We start from the raw sequence: 19,400 nt of genomic DNA on the forward strand, positions 1-19,400 counted from the left end.
GAAGTCGCGACAACTCCGGCTTGCCTCAGCGGACAAAATCTTTCGCCAGCTGCAGGTCACGGACAAATTTAGCATATTCGACCAGCCGCCCCTGCTCGTCAGGGATGCGGAGCAGATAGGACGGGTGCACGGTGATCAGCATTGACCGGCCATCTCTTCCGGGCAATATTTCGCCGCGGTGGCGCGAGATTGTGACAGCCTTGCCGGTCAGGCACCGGGCGGCGGTTGCGCCCAGCGCCACGACCAGTTTTGGATTGACCAGCCTTATCTCCTGTTCGACCCACCAGCGGTAATAGTTGATCTCGCCGACATTGGGTGTCTCGTGGATGCGCCGCTTGCCGCGCGGGGTAAATTTGAAGCGTTTCACGGCGTTGGTGAGGAAGGTTTTTTGGCGGTCGATCTGCGCTGCCTCGAACGCGCCGTCGAGCAATTGTCCAGCCGGTCCGACAAAGGGTTTGCCCTTCCGGTCCTCCTGATCGCCGGGCTGCTCACCGATGATCATGATATCGGCATGGTCCGGGCCGATGCCGCGGATCAATCGGTCGGAGAATTTGTCTCTCGGCGCATCGGCCTGCTGTTCCAGCAGCGCATAAAGCTGATCCAGCGAGGTGGGCAAATTTGCAGCCGGTTTATCCATCCCGGGATCAAATAGCATATCTTCCTGTTTGTGCGCCACCATCGCCTCGACCCGCGTCCCGGCCTGCTCCAGCAGTGACGGAATAAGCTGTGCTTCCGGCAGGTTTTTCCAGTATTTCATCGGCATTTCGGACTTCATCGCGCTGATCTTGACCCGGGCGGGGTTGAAGATATTGGCATAATAGGTCCGCCATTCGGCTTCGACCACGTCTTCCTGCGGCACGTCATCCTTACAGCCACCGGGACCGACCGCCAGCTTTTGGCCGTCCCAGGCGATGCTCGCTTCGGGGGTGACGATCAGCCAGTCCATGCCGGCAAAGCGGTTGCGGAAAAAGGCTGCTACCGCTTCGGTGATATGATGGTCCGGTTCAAACCAGGCGACAAATTGCTCGCGGCCCTCTGACGCGCCGATTTTGCGGAAGCGGACAAAGGCGTGCATCTTGTGGATGTCGCGGCGGATGGCCTTGGCGTAGCGGTTCAGCTTCAGCACGTCGGCATCGGCGGGGTTGCGGTGCAGGCTCGGAACAGACTGGGCACGATAGAGGAGACGATAGGCAAGATCGAAACGGTCTTCGTTTCTGTGCAAAAGCGCGGTGTTGATCAACGAAAGTAGCGTCTTTGATATGCGGACAGGGCGCGTAATTTGATCACTGCTTTTCTCCGGCAAGGCGGCTGGTGGTGACAGATCAAGCTCGCCGCTATTGCCGCGCCCCTCGACTGTCCATGTCACTTGCTCCGGTGCGATACCCGCTTGCAATAACCGTCGCGCATGGTCGCGCCAGCCTTCCAGATCGACTTCGCTGGAGAGCGATATCCGGTACGTGCTGTTGGCGAGGTCATTACCGCCTCTAAAATCTGGCATCATGTTCACGACCGCTAGGCTGGAAACAGACTAAGCTGTTCCGGGGGCGGTTTCAGCCGGTCGTATAGGTTCAGGGAATCCAGCTGCTTGCCCGGATGCCAGTCCACCGTAGTAATGAACGGCAATATCTTCTTCACCGACTGGCAGATGCGTTCGAGGTCGGTCAGGCGCAAGGCGGTGAAACGGCGGGCCTGTAATATCTTGCCAACGCCCTTCCCGCCCAGTCCCGGAATGCGCAGCAGGCTCTCCTGATCGGCCAGATTGATATTCACGGGAAAGCGCGCGCGATTTTGCAGCGCCCACGCCAGCTTGGGATCGATGTTCAGATCGAGCTGTCCCGCGCTGCCGCCCTGCATGATTTCCGCGACAGAAAAACCGTAGAAGCGCAACAGCCAGTCGGCCTGATACAGCCTGTGCTCGCGCAACAAGGGCGGGGCCTGAGCCGGAAGATTGCTGCTGGCGTCGGGGATCGGGCTGAAGGCGGAATAATAGACCCGCTTCAGACCATAGCTGCCGTAGAGCCCGTTGCTGGTGGTCAGAATCTTGGCGTCGTCGGACGCATCGGCGCCGATGATCATCTGGGTGCTGTGCCCGCCGGGCGCAAATAGCGGGGCCTTGCGCGAAGTCTTGCGCTCCGCTTTGGCCTCTCGCACCCGCTTGCCGAGATTGTCCATGGTCTTGCGGATCAGCTTGCCATCCTTCTCCGGTGCCAGCCGCGCGATCGATTCATCGTCGGGCAATTCGATATTGATCGACAACCGGTCGGCATATTGCCCCGCCTGTTTCAGAAGCTCCGGGTCAGCCTCGGGGATGGTTTTCAGATGAATATAGCCCCCGAAGCGGTGCACGACCCGCAAGCGGCGCGCGACTTCGACCAGTTGCTCCATGGTGTAATCCGGACTGCGAATGATGCCGGAGGACAGGAACAACCCCTCGATATAATTGCGCTTGTAGAAATCCAGCGTCAGGTCGACAATTTCCTGCACCGTGAAGGCCGCGCGGCGCACATTGCTCGACGAGCGATTGATGCAATAGAGACAGTCGAACATGCAAAAATTGGTCATCAGTATTTTCAGCAGCGAAATACAGCGCCCGTCCGGCGCATAGCTGTGGCAGATGCCCATCCCGCCCGTGGAGCCAATGCCGCCCGATTTCGCCGAATTGCGCTTTACCGAGCCGCTCGACGCGCAGGACGCATCATATTTCGCAGCATCTGCGAGAATCGCCAGTTTTTCGGATCGGGAGAGTTTGGACATCACCCGACAGTAAGGCGTGTTCTTGGTTTGTTCAATAACCTAGATTAGCGTTTCGGTGGAATTATGTGAATTCCATAGCGGGCGTCGCCGTCTCAAACCTGTCACACCCCGGTCACGCCTACGTCACCGCACCGGCCTAAATTCCCCGCGATGATCCAGACTATCGGGGAGGCTCCATGAGCGTACAAGCGGGTTCGATTAAACAGTCCACCATATTGAACGATGCGATCCTGCAGAATCGCGCCAGCAAGTCGGGATTGCTCGAGCGGGCTTTCTCGCTGGCCTTTCGCGGGCTGGTCTATCCGCAAATCTGGGAAGACCCGATAGCCGATATGGAGGCGCTGGATATCCAGCCGGACCATCATATCGTCACCATCGCCAGCGGCGGCTGCAATGCCCTCTCCTATCTGCGCGCCAATCCGGCGAAGATCACCGCGGTCGATCTCAACGCCGCCCATATCGCGCTCAACCGGTTGAAATCGGTGGCGGCACAGAGTCTGGACAGCCACGAGGATTTCTTCCGCTTTTTCGGGCATGCCAATCACAAGGACAATCTCGCAGTCTATCGCGACCGGCTGCGGCCGCATCTTGACGCGGCCAGTCGTAAATATTGGGATGGCCGCGATCATTTCGGTCAGCGCCGGATCAAGGGCTTTGCCAAGGGCTTCTATCGCAAGGGTCTGCTAGGTAATTTCATCGGCCTGGTGCATTTCGTCGGACGGCTCGGAGGGGCGCAGCCATCACTGATGATGGCGGCGCGGACTCGCGACGAACAGATCGAATTGTTCGAGCGGCATATCGGGCCGCTGTTCCAGAAAAAGCTGATGCGCTTCCTGTGCTCCAACCCGATGGCTTTGTTCGGCCTCGGCATCCCGCCAGCGCAATATCGGGCGCTTGCCGGCGATCAGCATATGGCCGATGTGCTCTGCGAGCGGACCCGCAAGCTGGCCTGCGATTTTCCGCTGGCCGACAATTATTTCGCGCAACAGGCCTTTGGCCGCGCCTATCAGAGCGCCGAACCCGGATCGGTGCCGCCCTATCTGGAGCAAGACAGTTTTGCATGGCTTGGCGAGCGCAGCAAAAAGCTCGATATAAGACATCAGAATTTCATCGCATTTCTTGCCAGCCAGGATGCCGGTTCGATGGATCGCTATATCCTGCTCGACGCGCAGGACTGGATGACCGACCAGCAGCTCAACCGGCTGTGGAGCGAGATTGACCGGACCGCCAAGCCAGGCGCTCGGGTGTTGTTCCGCACTGCGGCAGAAGAGACTTTGCTGCCAGGCCGGGTTGCCGACGAACTGCTCGCAGCATGGGATTATGATGTCGAGCTCTCGCAGGCGCTGACCCGCAAGGACCGCTCGGCCATCTATGGTGCGATGCATTTATACCGGCTGAGATGAGCCTGATGGACGATATTTTGCGCAAGCGGGCCAGCGACCGCCACGCCGACCTGATGGATCGGGTCTATCGCAGCCAGAGTGGCATCTATGACCTGACCCGCAAATATTATCTTCTCGGCCGGGACCAGTTGATCGAGGCGCTGCAGCCGCCGGCGGGGGGTCGGGTGCTGGAAATCGGCTGCGGTACCGCGCGCAATCTGGTCCAGGCGGCGAGGATGTGGCCGGATGCAGAATTTTACGGCTTTGATATCAGCTCGGAAATGCTGAAAGCAGCACGCAAAAATCTGGTGCAGAGCGGAATGGCGGAGCGGATCACGCTGTTTCAGGGCGATGCCGAAAATCCGGCGCTGGCAATGCCGGCAACGGTCCGGACATTCGACCGGATATTCCTGTCCTTCTGCCTGTCGATGATCCCCGACTGGCAGGGCGCGATCCGCCAGGCTGTGACGCTCCTCGAGCCGGGCGGGGAATTGCATATCGTCGATTTCGGCCAGTCGGAGAAGCTGCCGCCTCCCTTTCGCTGGATATTGCAGCAATGGCTGGCGCTGTTTCACGTCGAGCCGCGCAAATATCTGCGACGCTTTCTGGACGAGATAGACTGCGAAACCGGCACCCGCAGCGAGTTTATCCCGCAATATCGCGGTTATAGCTGGCGATTTGTGGTCAGGCTTCCCGCAAATGAACCGTCCTCCTCTGGCGAAGCGTAACCTTCGTCATTCCGCCAGCTTCTTCAATATCCAATACCAGTGATCTAATCCGCCATAGAAAGACGCAACCGGCAAGCGTTCATTCAAGCCATGAGCGAACATGTCGGAGGCTTTCATCGCGGCAGCGGAAATCGCCACCGTGTCGTAACCGAGGCCGCGATAATGCATGCCGTCGGTGCCGCCCGATTCCATATAAGGCAGGATGGTCAGGCCCGGATATCTCTTGTCGAGACTGTAGCGCACCGCTGCCTTGACGTCCGCGCGCAGCTTTGATTCAGGACTTTCGGTCACATCGGTTATCAGCTTGAACATGACATCGTCATTGCCGACGATCTCTTTCAGCCTGGCCTCTGTGGCCGCCGCGCCTGTTCCCGGGAATATCCGGCAATTGACCGTGGCCGTAGCGGATTGCGGCAGGGCATTTTCTGCATGACCAGCCTGCAACATCGTGGCGACACAGGTCGTCCCCAGCGTACCGACGGACTCCGGATCGGCTTGCAAGGTCGCAATCGCCGAAGCGTCCGACGGGTCTGCCGCGAAACGCAACATCGCCTGCCCCAGCTCGCCGGGCGTCAATTTGCCCGCAGTGGCGAAATAGCTTCTGGTCAGGTCCGTTGCCTGCACCGGGAATTTATAGGCGGCAATTTTCTCAAGCGCCGCTGCCAGTTCGTAGATCGCATTGTCGGCGCGCGGGCGGGATGAATGACCACCGGGATTATTCACGGTCAGCTCGTAGGTGGCGTAGGTCTTCTCCGCAGACTGCACCTGAAACGCGACCGGCGTTCCGTCTTCCGCCAGCGCAACACCGCCGGCATCGCTGTTCAAAACGAAGGCCGGATCGATATTTTCCGCCACATATTTCGCCTGCGCCTCGGTCGAGATCATGCCGGTTTCCTCGTCGCCGGAAAAGACCAGAACCAGATCCCGCGACGGTTGCCAGCCCTCTGCCTTGAGCCGGAGGAAAGTCGAGGTCAGATTGGTGATGCCATATTTATTGTCCATCGTGGCACGGCCAAAGAAATAGCCGTCCTCTTCGGTAAGCGTAAACGGCGGCCGTACCCAGTCCTTCTCCAGCGCGTCGACCACGTCCATATGACCCAGCAGAACAATCGGTTTCTCGGTGCCGCCCGCTTTTGCGCGGTAGGTGATCATCAGCCCCTGGGTTTTTTCGCCATCGCTGTCATAATCGGTGACGCGGATGTCAGCGTCGCTGAATCCCGCCTTCTTGAAGCGTTCGACGAGATAGGAAACCATCGCCGGAACCTGTTCCTGACCGCGCGCCGTCCGGAAAGCAATCACATCTCGGTAAATGTCGCGCGCCAACTGCTGGTGCGGTGTAAGCGCGGCGGCGTCTTGCGCGAGGACAGGCTGGGCAGAAAATATTCCCGCCGCCAGCAGGAGGGCCGTCCGGCCGGACAATTTTTGCATTCTTTCCTGAAGCTGATTCGTAGCCATTATCTATTCCCCCAAAAATCATATTCTATCCGCTCGACAAGGAATGTAAATCTTTCCGTTCTTTCCGTGGAGTCGGCCGGGACAGGCAATCTTCGCCAAATTTTCGCGGAACATCCCGGGGCAAGATTTATCCGCCCGGCGGAAGGGCCGAGCAAGTTAAGCGATTGCGGCTTCTCGTCAGGTCGTACTGCCGTGGGAAAGTGGAAGAAATTAACCATTTCTCTTAACCTTGTGTTTCATAGAGGGACAGTTTCAGCCGCGATGGCTTCGGGCATTGCGGCTACCAACTGGACTCGGGCGGCGATATCCGCCATTTTGAGCAATCATTGCCAGAAGTTGCAATCGGGCAGGAAAAAGGACTGAGGTTAACGAATGGAAATCGGAAGCAAGATATTGACCGGTGCAGCGGCGACCGTGATCCTGGCGCTGGTCGGCCATGCCGTAACCGGCGATAATTTCATCACCGGCCTGGAGCAAAAAGCGCAGACCGAACTGGACGCGCGCGGACTGGAAAGTGCCAGCGTCAGCTTCGCTCGTGATCCGCTGTCCCGCGTTGCTGTTCTGGACGGCGAAGCGGACGACGAAGAAAAGCAGGAAGCCCTGACCGTGGTCATGGCGATCCCCGGCGTCTCCAGTGCAAGCTGGAAAGGCCAGCATGTGATCGCCGCAGCCGAGGACGGCGCGCCCGGCACAGGAGTCCCAGCCACTGCCGGTCAGGACAAGATCGCCAAATGCCAAAGCGATGTCGACAAAATCATGGCAGCCAACAATATCAGCTTCCGCTCCGGCAGCGCTTATGTGTCGCTCGACACCAAGAAAGTTCTCGACCAGATTGCCGCCGCTTTGCAGACCTGTGACGGGCTGTCGATAGCGGTCGAAGGCCATACCGACGACAATGGCAATAAGGACGTCAACCGGGATATGTCACAAGAACGGGCCGACCGGATCAAGACTGGTCTCGTCGAACGCGGCATTGCGGAAGCTCTGATCAGCGCCAAAGGCTATGGCTCGACCCGGCCTCGCGCAGAAGGTTCGGGAGCGGCGGCCGATGCGCAGAATCGCCGGATCGAATTCCGGATCGGGGCTGGAGACGGCTCGTCGCAAAATGATGCCAAAGCGCAACAGGAGGGTTGATCGATGCCACTTTTACTTGAAAATCTGTTGCTCCTGCTGGTTACTTTTGCGATTGGCCTCGCTATCGGCTGGTTTATCTGGGGCCGGAACACAGAAGAATATTAGCCGAGACCGGCTAGGAACAATATTCAAAACGGGGTTTTGAGAAGATGATTACGCTGATTACCGCCAATTGGCTGTTATACCTGGTTGCACTGCTTATCGGTGTGGTCACGGCTTTCTGGGTCTGGGCTGCAACCGGCCGCGAAGCATCCTCCGTCGACAGTTTCAATGCCGATGACGGGCTGCTGGAAAAAGCCGGTGAACCGATGCAACCGGCAGAAGCCAAGCCCGAACCGGCTCCTGCTGCGGCAGCTGTACCGGAAACAGCAGCGCCGCCACCGCCCAAGGCGGTCGTGGTGCCTGTTGCCCCTGCTCCCGAACCCCAGGCTGAAGCGCCGACGACGGCAGCAGCCGCAACGGAAGGCGCGCCCAAAATTGCTCCGGCGGTCGGAGAGCCCGACAATCTGCGTCTCATCAAGGGCGTGGGTCCGAAGCTGAACACATTGCTGATCAGCCTTGGCGTGACCCGGTTCGACCAGATCGCCGACTGGAAAGAAGCGGAAATCAACGAGGTCGATCAATATCTCGGTACGTTCAGCGGACGGATCACAAGAGACGCGTGGATCGACCAGGCCAAATTTCTCGCCAAGGACGATATTGTCGGTTTCGAGAAGAAATACGGCAAGCTCTAGGATCGGTCGTTAGGGTCGGGTCCTGATCATTCCGGGTTCTGATCAGTCCAGTTCGGGATTGCTCGCTCGGACGATCAGCTTATCGATCTTGCGGCCATCCATGTCGACAATTTCGAAGACCCAGTCCTGATCTTCAAAGCTTTCGCCTTCTTCCGGCAGATGGCGCAGTTGCGCCAGCGCATGGCCGGCAACCGTCGCATAGTCGCGGTCTTCTGACAGCCTGATCCCCAGCCGTTCGGCCAGTGCGTCAATCGCCATCGCGCCGGAAACCAGATAGCTGCCATCGGCCCGTTCGATCAGGCTGCGCTGGGTTTTCTCGTCCTGATCGGAGACAAATTCGCCGGCAATGGAACTGAGCAGGTCATTGGGTGTGACGATCCCTTCAAAATGCCCGTATTCGTCGTGCACCAGGATCATCGGGACTTCGGTTTCCCGCAATATTTCCAGCACATCGAGCGCGTCGAGCTGGTCCGGAACCTTTTCCAGCGGGCGCATCAGCTTGCGCAAATCCAGCTTCTCACCACCGAGCTGCGCGGCAACGATATCACGGGCCTGAACCACCCCGCGGATTTCATCGACCGAATGTTCGGCGACGGGGAAACGGCTGTGCTGTGATTCCATCAGCAACTTGTGAATATCCTCGCGCTTCGCATCGATGTCGAGCCAGTCAATCTCGGTGCGGGGCGTCATAACCTCGCGAATGGGGCGGTCAGCCAGGCGCACGACCCCGGCCATTACGGCGCGTTCATGCTCCTCGATAACGCCGGACCGCGTCGCATCGGCGAAGACCATCTGCAATTCTTCCGCAGTTACATGATTCACCTGTTCTCGCTTGATCCGCATCAGGCGGAAAATCATGGCGCTGCTATTATCGAGTAGCCAGACCAGCGGTGCGGAAATGCGGGCCAGCAATTCCATCGGCTGGGCCATGATCAGGGCGATCCGTTCGGCTGACCGCAGAGCGATCTGCTTTGGCACCAGCTCTCCAATCACCAGCGAGGCATAGGTGGTCAGGCCGATCACCAGAACAAAGCCGACGGTGCCCGACAGCTCCTGACCCATGCCCAGCACCTGCAGCCGCTCGGCTACCGGGCCGCCCAGGCTCGCTCCGGAATAGGCGCCGGCAATAATACCGATCAGCGTGATCCCGATTTGCACGGTGGAGAGAAATTTCCCAGGGTCACTGGCAAGGCGGAGAGCCGCCTTGGCGCGCTTGCTCCCCCGGTCCGCCAGTCCGTGCAACTGCGCCTTGCGCGCAGAGACAATTGCCAGCTCTGACATGGCAAATACGCCATTGATCAGCACCAGCACAATTATGATCGCAACGTCAAACCAGGGAAAGGGTGTCATAAAGTCCATTGAAAGGGCGAAATGCCATAAGCCCTTTAGCAGCAAGTTTTACAAAATCTCAAGTTTGCTGTCAGTCGCCGTTCATTTATCGTGCGTTAAACGGAACCTTCTGGTCGGCGGGGCGTAGTGCTGACGAGACAAAAAAACAATTAGGGAAAAGAAAATGCGGATGAACAAATCAATAATTTCAGCGGTTTCGCTTGGCGCCTTGGCACTGACCAGCGGCTGTGTAACCAATCCCGAAACCGGCAACCGGACCATTTCGAAAGCAGCCATTGGCGGCATAGGCGGCGTAGTTGGCGGCTATCTGCTCGGCGACGTGCTGGGCGGCAAGAATGATCGTACCGCCAAGATCGTCGGCGCAGGCCTCGGTGGTCTCGCTGGTGCAGGTGTCGGCTATTATATGGACGAGCAGGAAAAGAAACTGCGTCAGCAAACTGCCGGTACCGGTATCGATGTCACCCGCGAGGGCGACAATCTGATCCTCAACATGCCGTCGAGCGTCACATTTGCCGTCGATAGCAGCGCCATCAGTCCGGCATTCCAGACCACATTGGGCAATGTTGCCAACACGCTGTCGCAATATGAGAAAAGCTACGTCGATGTTCTCGGCCATACCGACAGCACCGGCAGCGATGCCTATAACCAGGCTCTGTCCGAACGACGTGCCGAAGCGGTTGCCAATTTCCTCGCCAATAGCGGCGTCCAACGCGCACGTCTGGCGACAAGAGGCTATGGTGAAAGCCAGCCGGTTGCGACCAACAGCACCGAACAGGGCCGGGCAGCCAACCGCCGGGTCGAAATCAAGATCGTTCCGATCGAACAGGATGATCTTAACAACTAAATTAGCGCTTGCGCTTATCGCATGATCACGGGCATCCTCCGCAAAAATTTGCAGAGGATGCCTTTTTCATGACCACAGTCAATTTCTCCATCGACCTTAGCGGGCATACCGCCATTGTAACCGGCGCATCGGCCGGTCTGGGTCGCCGATTCGCCAAAGTGCTGGCCGCCTGCGGAGCAAAAGTCGCCTGTACGGCACGCCGCAAGGACAAACTGGACGATCTCGTCAACGAGATCACCGCCGATGGTGGCACGGCCAAAGCCTTTGCCCTCGACGTGCGCGACGCGACGCAACTTCAGGCGATCATTCCAGCCGTCACGGAATCTCTTGGTCAGCCCGACATCCTCGTCAACAACGCAGGGATCGTCGATGCCGAACATGCCACCCGGATGTCGATCGACCTGATCGACGATGTTCTGGATACAAATCTTCGTAGCGTGTTCATCTTGTCGAACGAGTTTGCCCGTCCGCTGATGGCCCAAAAAACGCCCGGGCGGATCGTCAATGTCGCGTCTATCGCAGCCACTAGCTACAGCGGCGGCGGGGCCGCCCTCTATTCGACGACCAAGGCCGGCGTCGTTCGCATCACCGAAACCCTGGCGGTGGAATGGTCAAAATTCCATATCAATGTGAATGGCATTGCGCCGGGCCTGTTCGCCACCGACATGGCCGATGGCATGATAGAGCGCGCAGGCGATTTTTCGGTCCATTTCCCGCGCAAACGTGTAGCTCAGCCGGAGCAGATGGACAGCACCTTGCTATTTCTGGTGTCGCCCTCGTCAGATGCCGTAACCGGAACCGTTATCAAGATCGATGACGGTCAGGGTTCGCGCTAGAGCACGGGCCTAGACCAGTTCGCCCTTGAGCAATTTTGGCAGGTCGCCAGTCTCGCCTTTGGCCTCTGCCATGAACTGCGCCTTGAGCGGCGGAATTCGCTGGACCAGACCAATGCCCATGCGGCGGATCTTCGAGGATGTTTCCCCCGGCAGGCCGAACAGCCGTGTCAGCAAGTCGGTGGCAGCCGACACCATCATATTGTCGAGACTGCGCCAGCGGTCATAGCGCCCGAGTATTTGGGAATCGCCCAGATCGAGACCGGTCCGCGCGCCTTCGACGAGACATTCGGTCAGCGCGGCAACGTCGCGCAAGCCTAGGTTGAGCCCCTGCCCCGCGATCGGATGGATGCCATGACCGGCATCCCCGATCAGCACAAGGCGATTGGCGGTCAGATGGGAACTGTGGTGGAAGCCGAGAGGATAAGTCTGGCGATCCGTGAGCAGTTCGAGCTCGCCGAGAAAACCGCCGGTCTTTTTCATCATCTCGGCGATGAAGGCGCGCTTGTTGATCTTGGCATAAGCGGGCCCGTCTTTTCTCGAGACCGTCCACACCACCGCCGAGCGGTGTTTGCCGTCGGCATCGTCCAGCATCGGCAGAATTGCAAAGGGGCCGGATGGAAAAAACAGCTCGTAGGCAGTGTTGCCATGCGGCTTTTCGTGCGCAATTTTGCAGACGATGGCGCTGTGATCATATTGCCAGTGCGCCATGATGATCCCGGCTTCCTCGCGCATCCGGCTGCCACGACCATCGGCGGCGATCAGCAGCGGAGCGGAGAGATGCTCGCCGTTATCGAGCATGATATCGACAAGATGCTCTCCGCGTTCGCAGGATGCTACCTGTGTCGACAGATGCAGTGATATGCCGTCATGGGACTGGACCGCCTCGAACAGCAGCCGGCGAAGCACGGCATTTTCGACCATGATCCCCATCGGGCCTTCGTCCTCAGCCGGAACAAAGTCGAGAGTGCCGGGCTTGAGCCCGTCATTGACCAGGATTTTTGCAATATCACAGCCATGCGGTCGCAGCTTGTCGGCCAGTCCGATCGCATCGAACATGTTCCAGCTGGCGCTGTTGATCGCCGAGACCCGGGCGTCATTCTGCGGGTTCAGCAAGTCGGCGGGATCAGCCCGGTCGATGATCGCCACGCGCAGTCCATGGGCGGCCAGCGTTAGCGCCTGGGTCAGACCGATCATACCCGCACCCAATATGATGACATCGCTTTGCCGAGAATCAATTGCCATGAAGACGCCTTTCCGAGCCCAAATATGGGATATAGTTAGGCATCGATGGTCGGGAAAGAAAGGCAAATCCGGTAAAATAAAGCCAAGAAACTTGACGGAGAGTCCCCGATTCGCGCAAAGGAGCAGTTAGTTAACGCGCGCCTTCGGCTGGGGTGACGCACGGGAGTATATGATGGCGGAAAAAGCCAAAGAAGCGAACTGGCGCGAAATCATGCGCCTCAGCCTGTTGCGCAGTGGTGCCCTGATCGGAGCCATCGCGATTTTTCTGGCGACCATATTCCTGTTTTTGGCGCTGGTCAGCTATTCGCCCAGCGATCCGGCCTTCAACACATCCGCGGCTAGCGTCGAACATAACTGGATGGGCGTTTTCGGCTCCTATCTGTCCGATCTGCTCTTGTTGCTGATCGGACTGCCGGTCCTGCTCTTTCTGCCGCTGCTTCTCGTGCTCGCCAACCGGCTGTGGCGAGACATTCCGCAACCCGGCTGGAAGCAGCAACTGCTTTGGTGCCTGGTCGCAACATTGCTGGTCGGCACCGCCCTCGCCTTGTGGTTCCCCGAACCGGAAATGGAATTGCCTTCGGGCCTTGGCGGCCTCGCCGGCATGCTGATCGCCAACGGCACCAGCGCCGGCCTCAACGCTATTTCTGCCAGCTGGAGCGGTCTGGTCTCCGGCCTGTTGATCGCCCTCACCCTGACCGGTGGCCTCGTCCTCGGCTATTTCAGTCTGCGGCTGGACAAACCTTTATTTTCCGGAACATCTTTCAAAATCCCGACCATAAAAAGTCCGTTTGCCGAGAAAGACGAAGGCCTGGTGATCGAGCCGGATCGTTCGGGCACTGTCAAGCCGAAGGCCAAGAAGGAGCCCGCGCCGCGCAAAGAAGTCAAACCCGACAACCGGCCACCGCCGGAGATCAGCGAGCGCGCATTGCCGCCGAAAAAGGCCGGCGTCAGCAAAGGCAAGCAAGGCGATTTCTTCGGGCCCTATGTGCTGCCGTCGCTCGACCTGCTGACCCCTGCACCCGAGCAGAATGCCAATGTGATCGACAAGGCCGGACTGGAGCGCAACGCACGGCTGCTGGAATCGGTGCTCGACGATTTTCACGTCAAAGGAACGATCAACGCGGTCCGGCCTGGTCCGGTGGTTACGATGTACGAGCTGGAACCGGCACCCGGCATCAAGGCAAGCCGCGTCATCCAGCTGGCCGAAGATATCGCCCGCAATATGTCGGCGCTGTCGGCGCGCGTCGCCGCCATTCCCGGACGCACGGTCATGGGCATCGAGCTTCCCAATGCCAATCGCGAAATGGTCGTGCTGCACGAGATGGTCGGCAGCGACAGTTTCGCCGAGCAGACCGGCAAGCTGCCGATCATTTTGGGCAAGAACATCTCCGGCGATCCGGTCATCGCCGATCTGGCGCCGATGCCGCACCTGCTTGTCGCCGGCACCACCGGTTCGGGTAAATCGGTTGGCCTGAACTGCATGATCCTGTCGCTGCTCTACCGGCTGACACCGGACGAGTGCAAAATGATCATGATCGATCCGAAGATGCTCGAACTCAGCACCTATGACGATATTCCGCATCTGTTGTCACCGGTTGTGACCGAGCCGGCAAAGGCGATCCGCGCGCTGAAATGGGCGGTCGAGCAGATGGAAGAACGCTACCGGATGATGTCGTCGATCTCGGTGCGAAATCTCGCCAATTATAACGAGAAGGTAAAGGGCGCCAAGGCCAAGGGACAGCCGCTCGGCCGGCGCGTCCAGACCGGCTATGACCCGGAAACATCACGCCCGATCTACGAGGAAGAGCAACTGGACTTTGAAGTGTTGCCGCAGATCGTGATCATCGTCGACGAGCTTGCCGATCTGATGATGACCGCGGGCAAGGAAGTCGAATTCCTGATCCAGCGGCTGGCGCAAAAGGCGCGTGCGGCCGGTATCCATCTGATCATGGCGACCCAGCGTCCCTCGGTCGACGTTATCACCGGCGTGATCAAGGCCAACCTGCCGACCCGGATCAGCTTCCACGTCACCTCGAAAATCGATTCGCGCACTATTTTGGGCGAGCAGGGCGCGGAACAGCTGCTCGGCAAGGGCGATATGCTGTACATGCCCGGCGGCAAGCAATTGACCCGCGTGCATGGGCCGTTTGTCTCCGATGACGAAGTGCGGCGCGTTGCCGATCACTGGCGCTCGCAGGGCACACCCGATTATATCCAGGCAGTGACCGAAGAACCCGAAGACGGCAGTTTTGCCCTCGATGGTGCCGATCTGAGCGACAGCAAGGAAGACCGGCAATATACGCAGGCCTGCCAGATTGTCTTCGAGAGCCAGAAAGTATCGACCAGTTGGCTGCAGCGGCAATTGCGGATCGGCTATAATACCGCGGCGCGGATTATCGACCGGATGGAAGAGGATGAAATGATCAGCCCGCCCAACCATATCGGGCGCCGCGAAGTGCTGCGCGACCAGCACGGCGAGCCGCTCTAGCCTTCTGAATCTGTTCCTTTTCCTGACGAAGTGATTAAGCCATTGTTCAATCGCCACTGGCTAGGCGGATATCTGGATTATCTGGAGTTTTCGTAATGTTGAAATATGGTTTCGCCTTGATCGCTGCGCCTTTGGCCCTGACAGCAAGCCTGCCCGCCACTGCCCAGCAAACCCGTGCCGACGATCTGTCCAAAGTTCAGGCCCATCTGCGCGCCATGACCACGATGACCGCAAATTTCAGCCAGACCGATCGCGGCGGCCAGTTGCTCACCGGGAAGCTCATATTGAAGCAACCCGGCAAGATTCGCTTTCAATATCAGAAAGACGCCAATTTGCTGATCGTCGGGGACGGGAAAGCGCTGACGCTGATCGACTATGAGGTGAATCAGGTGCAACGCTGGCCGATCAGCAACAGCCCGCTCGCGGCGCTGCTCAATCCGGAACGCGACCTGTCAAAATATGGCAAAATCGTTCCGACTCGCAATCCCGCCGTTCTGAGCGTCGAGGTCCACGATCCCAAACGTCCGGAATATGGCGTAATCACAATGGTTTTCACGAAGAAGCCAGGCGCGCCCGGCGGATTGAGCCTGGATGGCTGGGTGTCACTCGATTCGAAAAATAATCGCACATCGATCCGCCTGTCGAACCAAAAATTTGGCGTTGCTGTCTCGAACAGCAGCTTTAACTGGGACGATCCGCGTCGGAAAAGCCGGACCAAGCGGTGAACCGAGACGGACTACCGATCAGCAGAAAATGATCTTTCTTTCGTTCATATTCCCGACAGAAACACGAGACTATAACCAAATACAGGATGAGAAGAGACAGTCAGGTTTTCCCCCTGTTACCTGACGAAACAACCCTCAACTCATCCCATGCGTGACGAACGCGAGTTTGCCCCCACCTCCTTAATGCCCCCGGAGGTGGGGGTTTTCCTTTTCCAGTCCAGCAAAATTACCGGGCCGCCCAGTCGCCTTTGGGCTTGGGTTTCTGTGCGAGCGTGGCTATCAGGCTCGGCATGAGTGATAGTCTGAAAATCGTCAGCTGGAATATTAACAGCATCCGTGCCCGCCTCGACATCGTCGAGCGTTTTCTGACCGAGGAAGCGCCCGATGTTCTGTGCCTGCAGGAAACCAAAGTGCGCAACGAACAATTTCCCGAAGGGATGTTCCGGCGTCTCGGCTATAATCATATGATCCTGAACGGTCAGCCGATGCATCACGGTGTCGCGATCATCAGCCGCGTTCCGTTGCACAAGGATGAACGGTTCGACTGGCAGGATAATGGCGAAGCCCGCCATGTCGGAGCGGTGCTGCAAAACGGCGTCCGCATCGAAAATGTCTATATTCCGGCCGGAGGCGAAGTTGCCGACCGCGAGATCAATCCGAAATTTGGCCAGAAGCTCGATTTCTTTGGCCGGATGACCGAATGGTCGGCCAATCTCAAAGAACCTACGATTCTGATGGGCGACTTCAATGTCGCGCCACTGGCTTCCGATGTCTGGAGCCACAAGGCGTTGCTGAAAGTCGTCAGCCATACCCAGATCGAGATCGACCATCTTTACGCGATGCGCGATGCCCATGGCTGGGTCGATGTCGGCCGCAAGCTGATCCCCGATCCCGAGCGTCTCTTCACCTGGTGGAGCTACCGCGCCAAGGACTGGCGCGCATCGGACAAGGGCCGGCGGCTTGATCATGTCTGGGTCAGTCCCGAACTGGAAGACAAGGCGGTCAGCCATTCCGTGCTCGAAGACGCGCGCAGCTGGGGCAAGCCATCGGATCACGCGCCGCTGATCACGGAATTCGAATTTTGAACACATCGCCTCTCGACGGGGCCGACAAGGCTGCTGCCCGCCGGGCGGCCCGCGCGATAGATGCGCTCCGACGCGGATGGCCGATTGGCCTGGAGGCGGATGGCACGCGGCTGAACCTGTTACCGGTAGAGACCGGCAATCTGGAGGCGGCCCTGCCCTCTTCCGGAACGATATCGCTGATCATCTCCGCCAGCCGTGCAGCGACGCTGAAACTGCTCAACCAGTTTGCCGCCGCCGATCCGAACCTGCCGATCCAGATCAGCCTGCCCGCGCCCGTCACTGCGGCCGAGATTATCGCGATCGTCGATCCGGTACTCGACATGGAATATCCGATGAAGGGCCCGTTTCGCAGCGAGACGCTGACCAATGCGCCCGCCGCCACCGCAGCGATGGAACTGGCGCGGCATGGTGGCCTGCTGCCCGCGTTTCTGATCGTTGATAGCGCGGAAGATATTGTCGAGGCGAAGGATGCTGCCGCCTATGCCGATTCTGCCAACCTCACGATCAGCGCCCATGCCCGCCTTCCGGTTGCGGCGAATAGCGACGCGCATATATACGGCTTTCGAAGCGATGCCGATGCTACCGACCATATCGCACTGGTCATCGGCAAGCGCGACAGCAGCACGCCGGTCGTGCGCCTGCACAGCGAATGCCTGACCGGCGATGTCCTCGGCAGCCTGAAATGCGACTGCGGCCCACAACTCCACGCCGCGCTGCACCAGATGGGCGAGGCAACCTGGGGCGTTCTCCTCTATTTGCGCCAAGAAGGCCGGGGGATCGGCCTGATCAACAAGCTGCGTGCTTATGCGCTGCAGGATCAGGGTTTTGACACGGTCGACGCCAACCAGCGGCTGGGCTTTGCCATCGATGCGCGGGATTTCTCGATCGCGGCCCGGATGCTGGAATTGCTCAACGTGCCCAAGGTCAAATTGATGACCAACAATCCGGAAAAAGTGGAAGGTTTGGAAGCATGCGGCGTGGCGGTCGAAGAACGCCTGCCGGTCAAGATCGCCGCCAACCCGCACAATGAATTTTATCTCGATACCAAGCGCGACCGGACCGGGCATAAATTGTGATATTCCAATGTCTGCTGTGATGCGCAGACGAGGGATTGGATATTTATTAGCTGCCTGTCGGCAACGGCCCCACTTGCAGACATTCGGCTACATTGACATAAGGTGCGGATGATAGAACTTGCAGTGACTGTCGTTCTTCTGATTGCTGCAGTGGCGATATATCTTGAGTATTCAGGATTTGTCATTGTTCATGATGAAACGGGGATGGCCGTCCAAGTCCGATTGACCAACGCAAATCAAAAGCAAATCCTAGCTCAGATGCCTTTCGGGCTTTTTGTGGGCATTCCAAAGTTAGAGGGGGGAATTGAAGTGAATTGCTCCGACGGATCAAAAGTGGATGGCGGCTATGTCACAACGCACATGCGTGAAACCGCAGCGGTCACAGGACATGGCACCTGCGAACAGCTCCAATAGTAGCGGCAGTTTCCCACTCAGTTTCAGTCATTCGAACTGATTGGATGGAACGTAAAAGCGGCCAGTCTGGAAACGCGCCATAATAGTGATGTCGAGGCACCATGGCCGCCGCCGTCAGCCTCTGGCTACATATTGATACACTTATCAAATTGACGCCACGCCGATAAGCGCAGCATCATGTCCGCTCTCGCAAAGGAGTAAGTTTATGCGTCGTATCATTTTGGCAACTCTGGTGATTTCACTGGCACCTGTCTCAGCCAGCCAGGCCAAACCTGCTCCGCCACCACCGATACATGAACGACCAACCGATCTGGTCGCCGCCGATCTCGGCATTCCCGAACAAGTCTTCATCGACTGTTTCTCCGGAGTTTCTCCGGAGGCCAGTCATGACCCGTCGGTTGCACAGCAACATGCAAATAAGGCTATTTTGTTGCCGTGCCTGCAGGCCGAAAATCCTTCCATCACCAACGAGAAGCTCGATAGCGTGATGGACAAATATCGGCCTGAAGGCCCAATGCCAAAGCCGTAGGCTTGGGGCTTATCGATAGAGCCTTACAATGTTTTCGCCATCCGTTGCTGACTAGAACGGAACGTCGTCATCCAGATCGCTGTCAAACGCGCCGCCACCCTGACCGCCGCCCGAGCCGCCGCCGGTCTGGCCCCAGCTGTCGTTGCCGCCACCGCCGCCGGAAGGTGCGCCGCCACCTTGGCCGCCACCCCAGCCATCGTTGGAGCCGCCACCCTGACCGCCGCCGCCTGGCTTGCTGTCGAGCATTTCCATTTTCGCGTCAAAGCCCTGTAAAACGACATCGGTCGAATAGCGGTCATTGCCGGACTGGTCCTGCCATTTGCGGGTCTGTAATTTGCCTTCGAGATAGACCTTGCTGCCCTTGCGCAGATATCTTTCGGCAACGCCGGCAAGGCCTTCGTTATAGATCGAGATATTGTGCCACTCGGTCTTTTCCTTGCGTTCGCCGGTCTGCTTGTCTTTCCAGCTTTCCGATGTCGCGACGCTGAAATTGCAGACTTTACCGCCATTGGCGAAGGTACGCACTTCCGGATCCTTGCCCAGATTGCCTACGATGATGACTTTGTTGATGCCGCCGGCCATTTCAAATTCCCCAAATATATAACGTGATTATCGATTCTTGAG

At 58.2% G+C, this 19,400-nt stretch carries 18 protein-coding genes; 12 read left to right on the forward strand and 6 right to left on the reverse strand.

Features of this window, described 5'->3' with window-relative positions:
- Positions 1 to 25 precede the first annotated feature (25 nt).
- Positions 26 to 1,501: a UdgX family uracil-DNA binding protein gene (locus tag ACWFTY_RS14520; protein ID WP_447524894.1), complete on the reverse strand. Its 1,476-nt coding sequence runs from the start codon at positions 1,499 to 1,501 to the stop codon at positions 26 to 28.
- Positions 1,502 to 1,512: 11 nt separating this feature from the next.
- Positions 1,513 to 2,754 (reverse strand): putative DNA modification/repair radical SAM protein, encoded by a 1,242-nt coding sequence (locus ACWFTY_RS14525; RefSeq protein WP_447524895.1) that lies wholly within the window; start codon positions 2,752 to 2,754, stop codon positions 1,513 to 1,515.
- Positions 2,755 to 2,930: 176 nt separating this feature from the next.
- Here ACWFTY_RS14525 and ACWFTY_RS14530 point away from each other — a divergent pair, with 176 nt between their 5' ends.
- Both ACWFTY_RS14530 and ACWFTY_RS14535 read left to right on the forward strand, forming a co-directional pair.
- Positions 2,931 to 4,157, forward strand: coding sequence for a DUF3419 family protein (locus tag ACWFTY_RS14530; RefSeq protein ID WP_447524896.1), 1,227 nt, complete (start codon positions 2,931 to 2,933; stop codon positions 4,155 to 4,157).
- A 5-nt stretch (positions 4,158 to 4,162) separates the two neighbouring features.
- Positions 4,163 to 4,864, forward strand: coding sequence for a class I SAM-dependent methyltransferase (locus ACWFTY_RS14535; protein WP_447524897.1), 702 nt, complete (start codon positions 4,163 to 4,165; stop codon positions 4,862 to 4,864).
- 6 nt (positions 4,865 to 4,870) lie between these two features.
- On the opposite strand, the gene ACWFTY_RS14540 is transcribed toward ACWFTY_RS14535, so the two are convergent.
- Entirely contained in the window at positions 4,871 to 6,292 is a 1,422-nt protein-coding gene (locus tag ACWFTY_RS14540) for a M20/M25/M40 family metallo-hydrolase (protein ID WP_447524898.1), read from the reverse strand.
- 399 nt (positions 6,293 to 6,691) lie between these two features.
- Here ACWFTY_RS14540 and ACWFTY_RS14545 point away from each other — a divergent pair, with 399 nt between their 5' ends.
- Positions 6,692 to 7,453 (forward strand): OmpA family protein, encoded by a 762-nt coding sequence (locus ACWFTY_RS14545; RefSeq protein WP_447524899.1) that lies wholly within the window; start codon positions 6,692 to 6,694, stop codon positions 7,451 to 7,453.
- A 149-nt stretch (positions 7,454 to 7,602) separates the two neighbouring features.
- On the forward strand, positions 7,603 to 8,187 hold the full coding sequence (locus ACWFTY_RS14550) for a hypothetical protein (protein WP_447524900.1): 585 nt from the start codon (positions 7,603 to 7,605) through the stop codon (positions 8,185 to 8,187).
- Positions 8,188 to 8,229: 42 nt separating this feature from the next.
- Here ACWFTY_RS14550 and ACWFTY_RS14555 read toward each other — a convergent pair whose 3' ends face one another.
- Complete coding sequence (locus ACWFTY_RS14555) at positions 8,230 to 9,546, reverse strand: hemolysin family protein (protein ID WP_447524901.1); 1,317 nt, start codon at positions 9,544 to 9,546, stop codon at positions 8,230 to 8,232.
- Between the two features lie 154 nt (positions 9,547 to 9,700).
- Between ACWFTY_RS14555 and ACWFTY_RS14560 the strand changes: the two genes are divergently transcribed.
- Positions 9,701 to 10,381 (forward strand): OmpA family protein, encoded by a 681-nt coding sequence (locus tag ACWFTY_RS14560; RefSeq protein ID WP_447524902.1) that lies wholly within the window; start codon positions 9,701 to 9,703, stop codon positions 10,379 to 10,381.
- 68 nt (positions 10,382 to 10,449) lie between these two features.
- Positions 10,450 to 11,217 carry an SDR family NAD(P)-dependent oxidoreductase gene (locus ACWFTY_RS14565; RefSeq protein ID WP_447524903.1) on the forward strand — a complete coding sequence of 256 codons (768 nt, stop codon included), beginning with the start codon at positions 10,450 to 10,452 and terminating at the stop codon, positions 11,215 to 11,217.
- A 9-nt stretch (positions 11,218 to 11,226) separates the two neighbouring features.
- On the opposite strand, the gene ACWFTY_RS14570 is transcribed toward ACWFTY_RS14565, so the two are convergent.
- Positions 11,227 to 12,459, reverse strand: a complete 1,233-nt coding sequence (locus ACWFTY_RS14570; RefSeq protein ID WP_447524904.1) for a UbiH/UbiF/VisC/COQ6 family ubiquinone biosynthesis hydroxylase — start codon at positions 12,457 to 12,459, stop codon at positions 11,227 to 11,229.
- Between the two features lie 172 nt (positions 12,460 to 12,631).
- On the opposite strand from ACWFTY_RS14570, the gene ACWFTY_RS14575 reads away from it, so the two are divergent.
- The 6 genes from ACWFTY_RS14575 to ACWFTY_RS14600 all read left to right on the forward strand — a co-directional run bounded on the left by ACWFTY_RS14575 (position 12,632) and on the right by ACWFTY_RS14600 (position 18,776).
- Positions 12,632 to 14,947, forward strand: coding sequence for a DNA translocase FtsK (locus ACWFTY_RS14575; protein ID WP_447526908.1), 2,316 nt, complete (start codon positions 12,632 to 12,634; stop codon positions 14,945 to 14,947).
- A 95-nt stretch (positions 14,948 to 15,042) separates the two neighbouring features.
- Complete coding sequence (locus ACWFTY_RS14580) at positions 15,043 to 15,672, forward strand: LolA family protein (RefSeq protein WP_447524905.1); 630 nt, start codon at positions 15,043 to 15,045, stop codon at positions 15,670 to 15,672.
- 290 nt (positions 15,673 to 15,962) lie between these two features.
- Positions 15,963 to 16,757: an exodeoxyribonuclease III gene (gene xth, locus ACWFTY_RS14585; protein WP_447524906.1), complete on the forward strand. Its 795-nt coding sequence runs from the start codon at positions 15,963 to 15,965 to the stop codon at positions 16,755 to 16,757.
- On the forward strand, positions 16,754 to 17,833 hold the full coding sequence (ribA, locus tag ACWFTY_RS14590; RefSeq protein ID WP_447524907.1) for a GTP cyclohydrolase II: 1,080 nt from the start codon (positions 16,754 to 16,756) through the stop codon (positions 17,831 to 17,833). Before xth ends, ribA begins: the two co-directional genes overlap by 4 nt.
- 108 nt (positions 17,834 to 17,941) lie before the next feature.
- Positions 17,942 to 18,247, forward strand: coding sequence for a hypothetical protein (locus ACWFTY_RS14595; RefSeq protein ID WP_447524908.1), 306 nt, complete (start codon positions 17,942 to 17,944; stop codon positions 18,245 to 18,247).
- Between the two features lie 205 nt (positions 18,248 to 18,452).
- Positions 18,453 to 18,776, forward strand: a complete 324-nt coding sequence (locus ACWFTY_RS14600) for a hypothetical protein (protein WP_447524909.1) — start codon at positions 18,453 to 18,455, stop codon at positions 18,774 to 18,776.
- Between the two features lie 51 nt (positions 18,777 to 18,827).
- Here ACWFTY_RS14600 and ssb read toward each other — a convergent pair whose 3' ends face one another.
- A complete protein-coding gene (gene ssb / locus ACWFTY_RS14605; RefSeq protein ID WP_447524910.1) occupies positions 18,828 to 19,358 on the reverse strand; it encodes a single-stranded DNA-binding protein in 531 nt (176 codons plus the stop codon).
- Positions 19,359 to 19,400: the final 42 nt, after the last annotated feature.

The organism is Parasphingorhabdus sp. NYA22 (genome assembly GCF_976973735.1).

Coding starts and splice junctions, on each gene's coding strand:
- ACWFTY_RS14520 (WP_447524894.1), bottom strand. CDS start 1,501: ATGATGCCAGATTTTAGAGGCGGTAATGACCTCGCCAACAGCACGTAC.
- ACWFTY_RS14525 (WP_447524895.1), bottom strand. CDS start 2,754: ATGTCCAAACTCTCCCGATCCGAAAAACTGGCGATTCTCGCAGATGCT.
- ACWFTY_RS14530 (WP_447524896.1), top strand. CDS start 2,931: ATGAGCGTACAAGCGGGTTCGATTAAACAGTCCACCATATTGAACGAT.
- ACWFTY_RS14535 (WP_447524897.1), top strand. CDS start 4,163: ATGGACGATATTTTGCGCAAGCGGGCCAGCGACCGCCACGCCGACCTG.
- ACWFTY_RS14540 (WP_447524898.1), bottom strand. CDS start 6,292: ATGCAAAAATTGTCCGGCCGGACGGCCCTCCTGCTGGCGGCGGGAATA.
- ACWFTY_RS14545 (WP_447524899.1), top strand. CDS start 6,692: ATGGAAATCGGAAGCAAGATATTGACCGGTGCAGCGGCGACCGTGATC.
- ACWFTY_RS14550 (WP_447524900.1), top strand. CDS start 7,603: ATGATTACGCTGATTACCGCCAATTGGCTGTTATACCTGGTTGCACTG.
- ACWFTY_RS14555 (WP_447524901.1), bottom strand. CDS start 9,546: ATGGACTTTATGACACCCTTTCCCTGGTTTGACGTTGCGATCATAATT.
- ACWFTY_RS14560 (WP_447524902.1), top strand. CDS start 9,701: ATGCGGATGAACAAATCAATAATTTCAGCGGTTTCGCTTGGCGCCTTG.
- ACWFTY_RS14565 (WP_447524903.1), top strand. CDS start 10,450: ATGACCACAGTCAATTTCTCCATCGACCTTAGCGGGCATACCGCCATT.
- ACWFTY_RS14570 (WP_447524904.1), bottom strand. CDS start 12,459: ATGGCAATTGATTCTCGGCAAAGCGATGTCATCATATTGGGTGCGGGT.
- ACWFTY_RS14575 (WP_447526908.1), top strand. CDS start 12,632: ATGGCGGAAAAAGCCAAAGAAGCGAACTGGCGCGAAATCATGCGCCTC.
- ACWFTY_RS14580 (WP_447524905.1), top strand. CDS start 15,043: ATGTTGAAATATGGTTTCGCCTTGATCGCTGCGCCTTTGGCCCTGACA.
- xth (WP_447524906.1), top strand. CDS start 15,963: ATGAGTGATAGTCTGAAAATCGTCAGCTGGAATATTAACAGCATCCGT.
- ACWFTY_RS14595 (WP_447524908.1), top strand. CDS start 17,942: ATGATAGAACTTGCAGTGACTGTCGTTCTTCTGATTGCTGCAGTGGCG.
- ACWFTY_RS14600 (WP_447524909.1), top strand. CDS start 18,453: ATGCGTCGTATCATTTTGGCAACTCTGGTGATTTCACTGGCACCTGTC.
- ssb (WP_447524910.1), bottom strand. CDS start 19,358: ATGGCCGGCGGCATCAACAAAGTCATCATCGTAGGCAATCTGGGCAAG.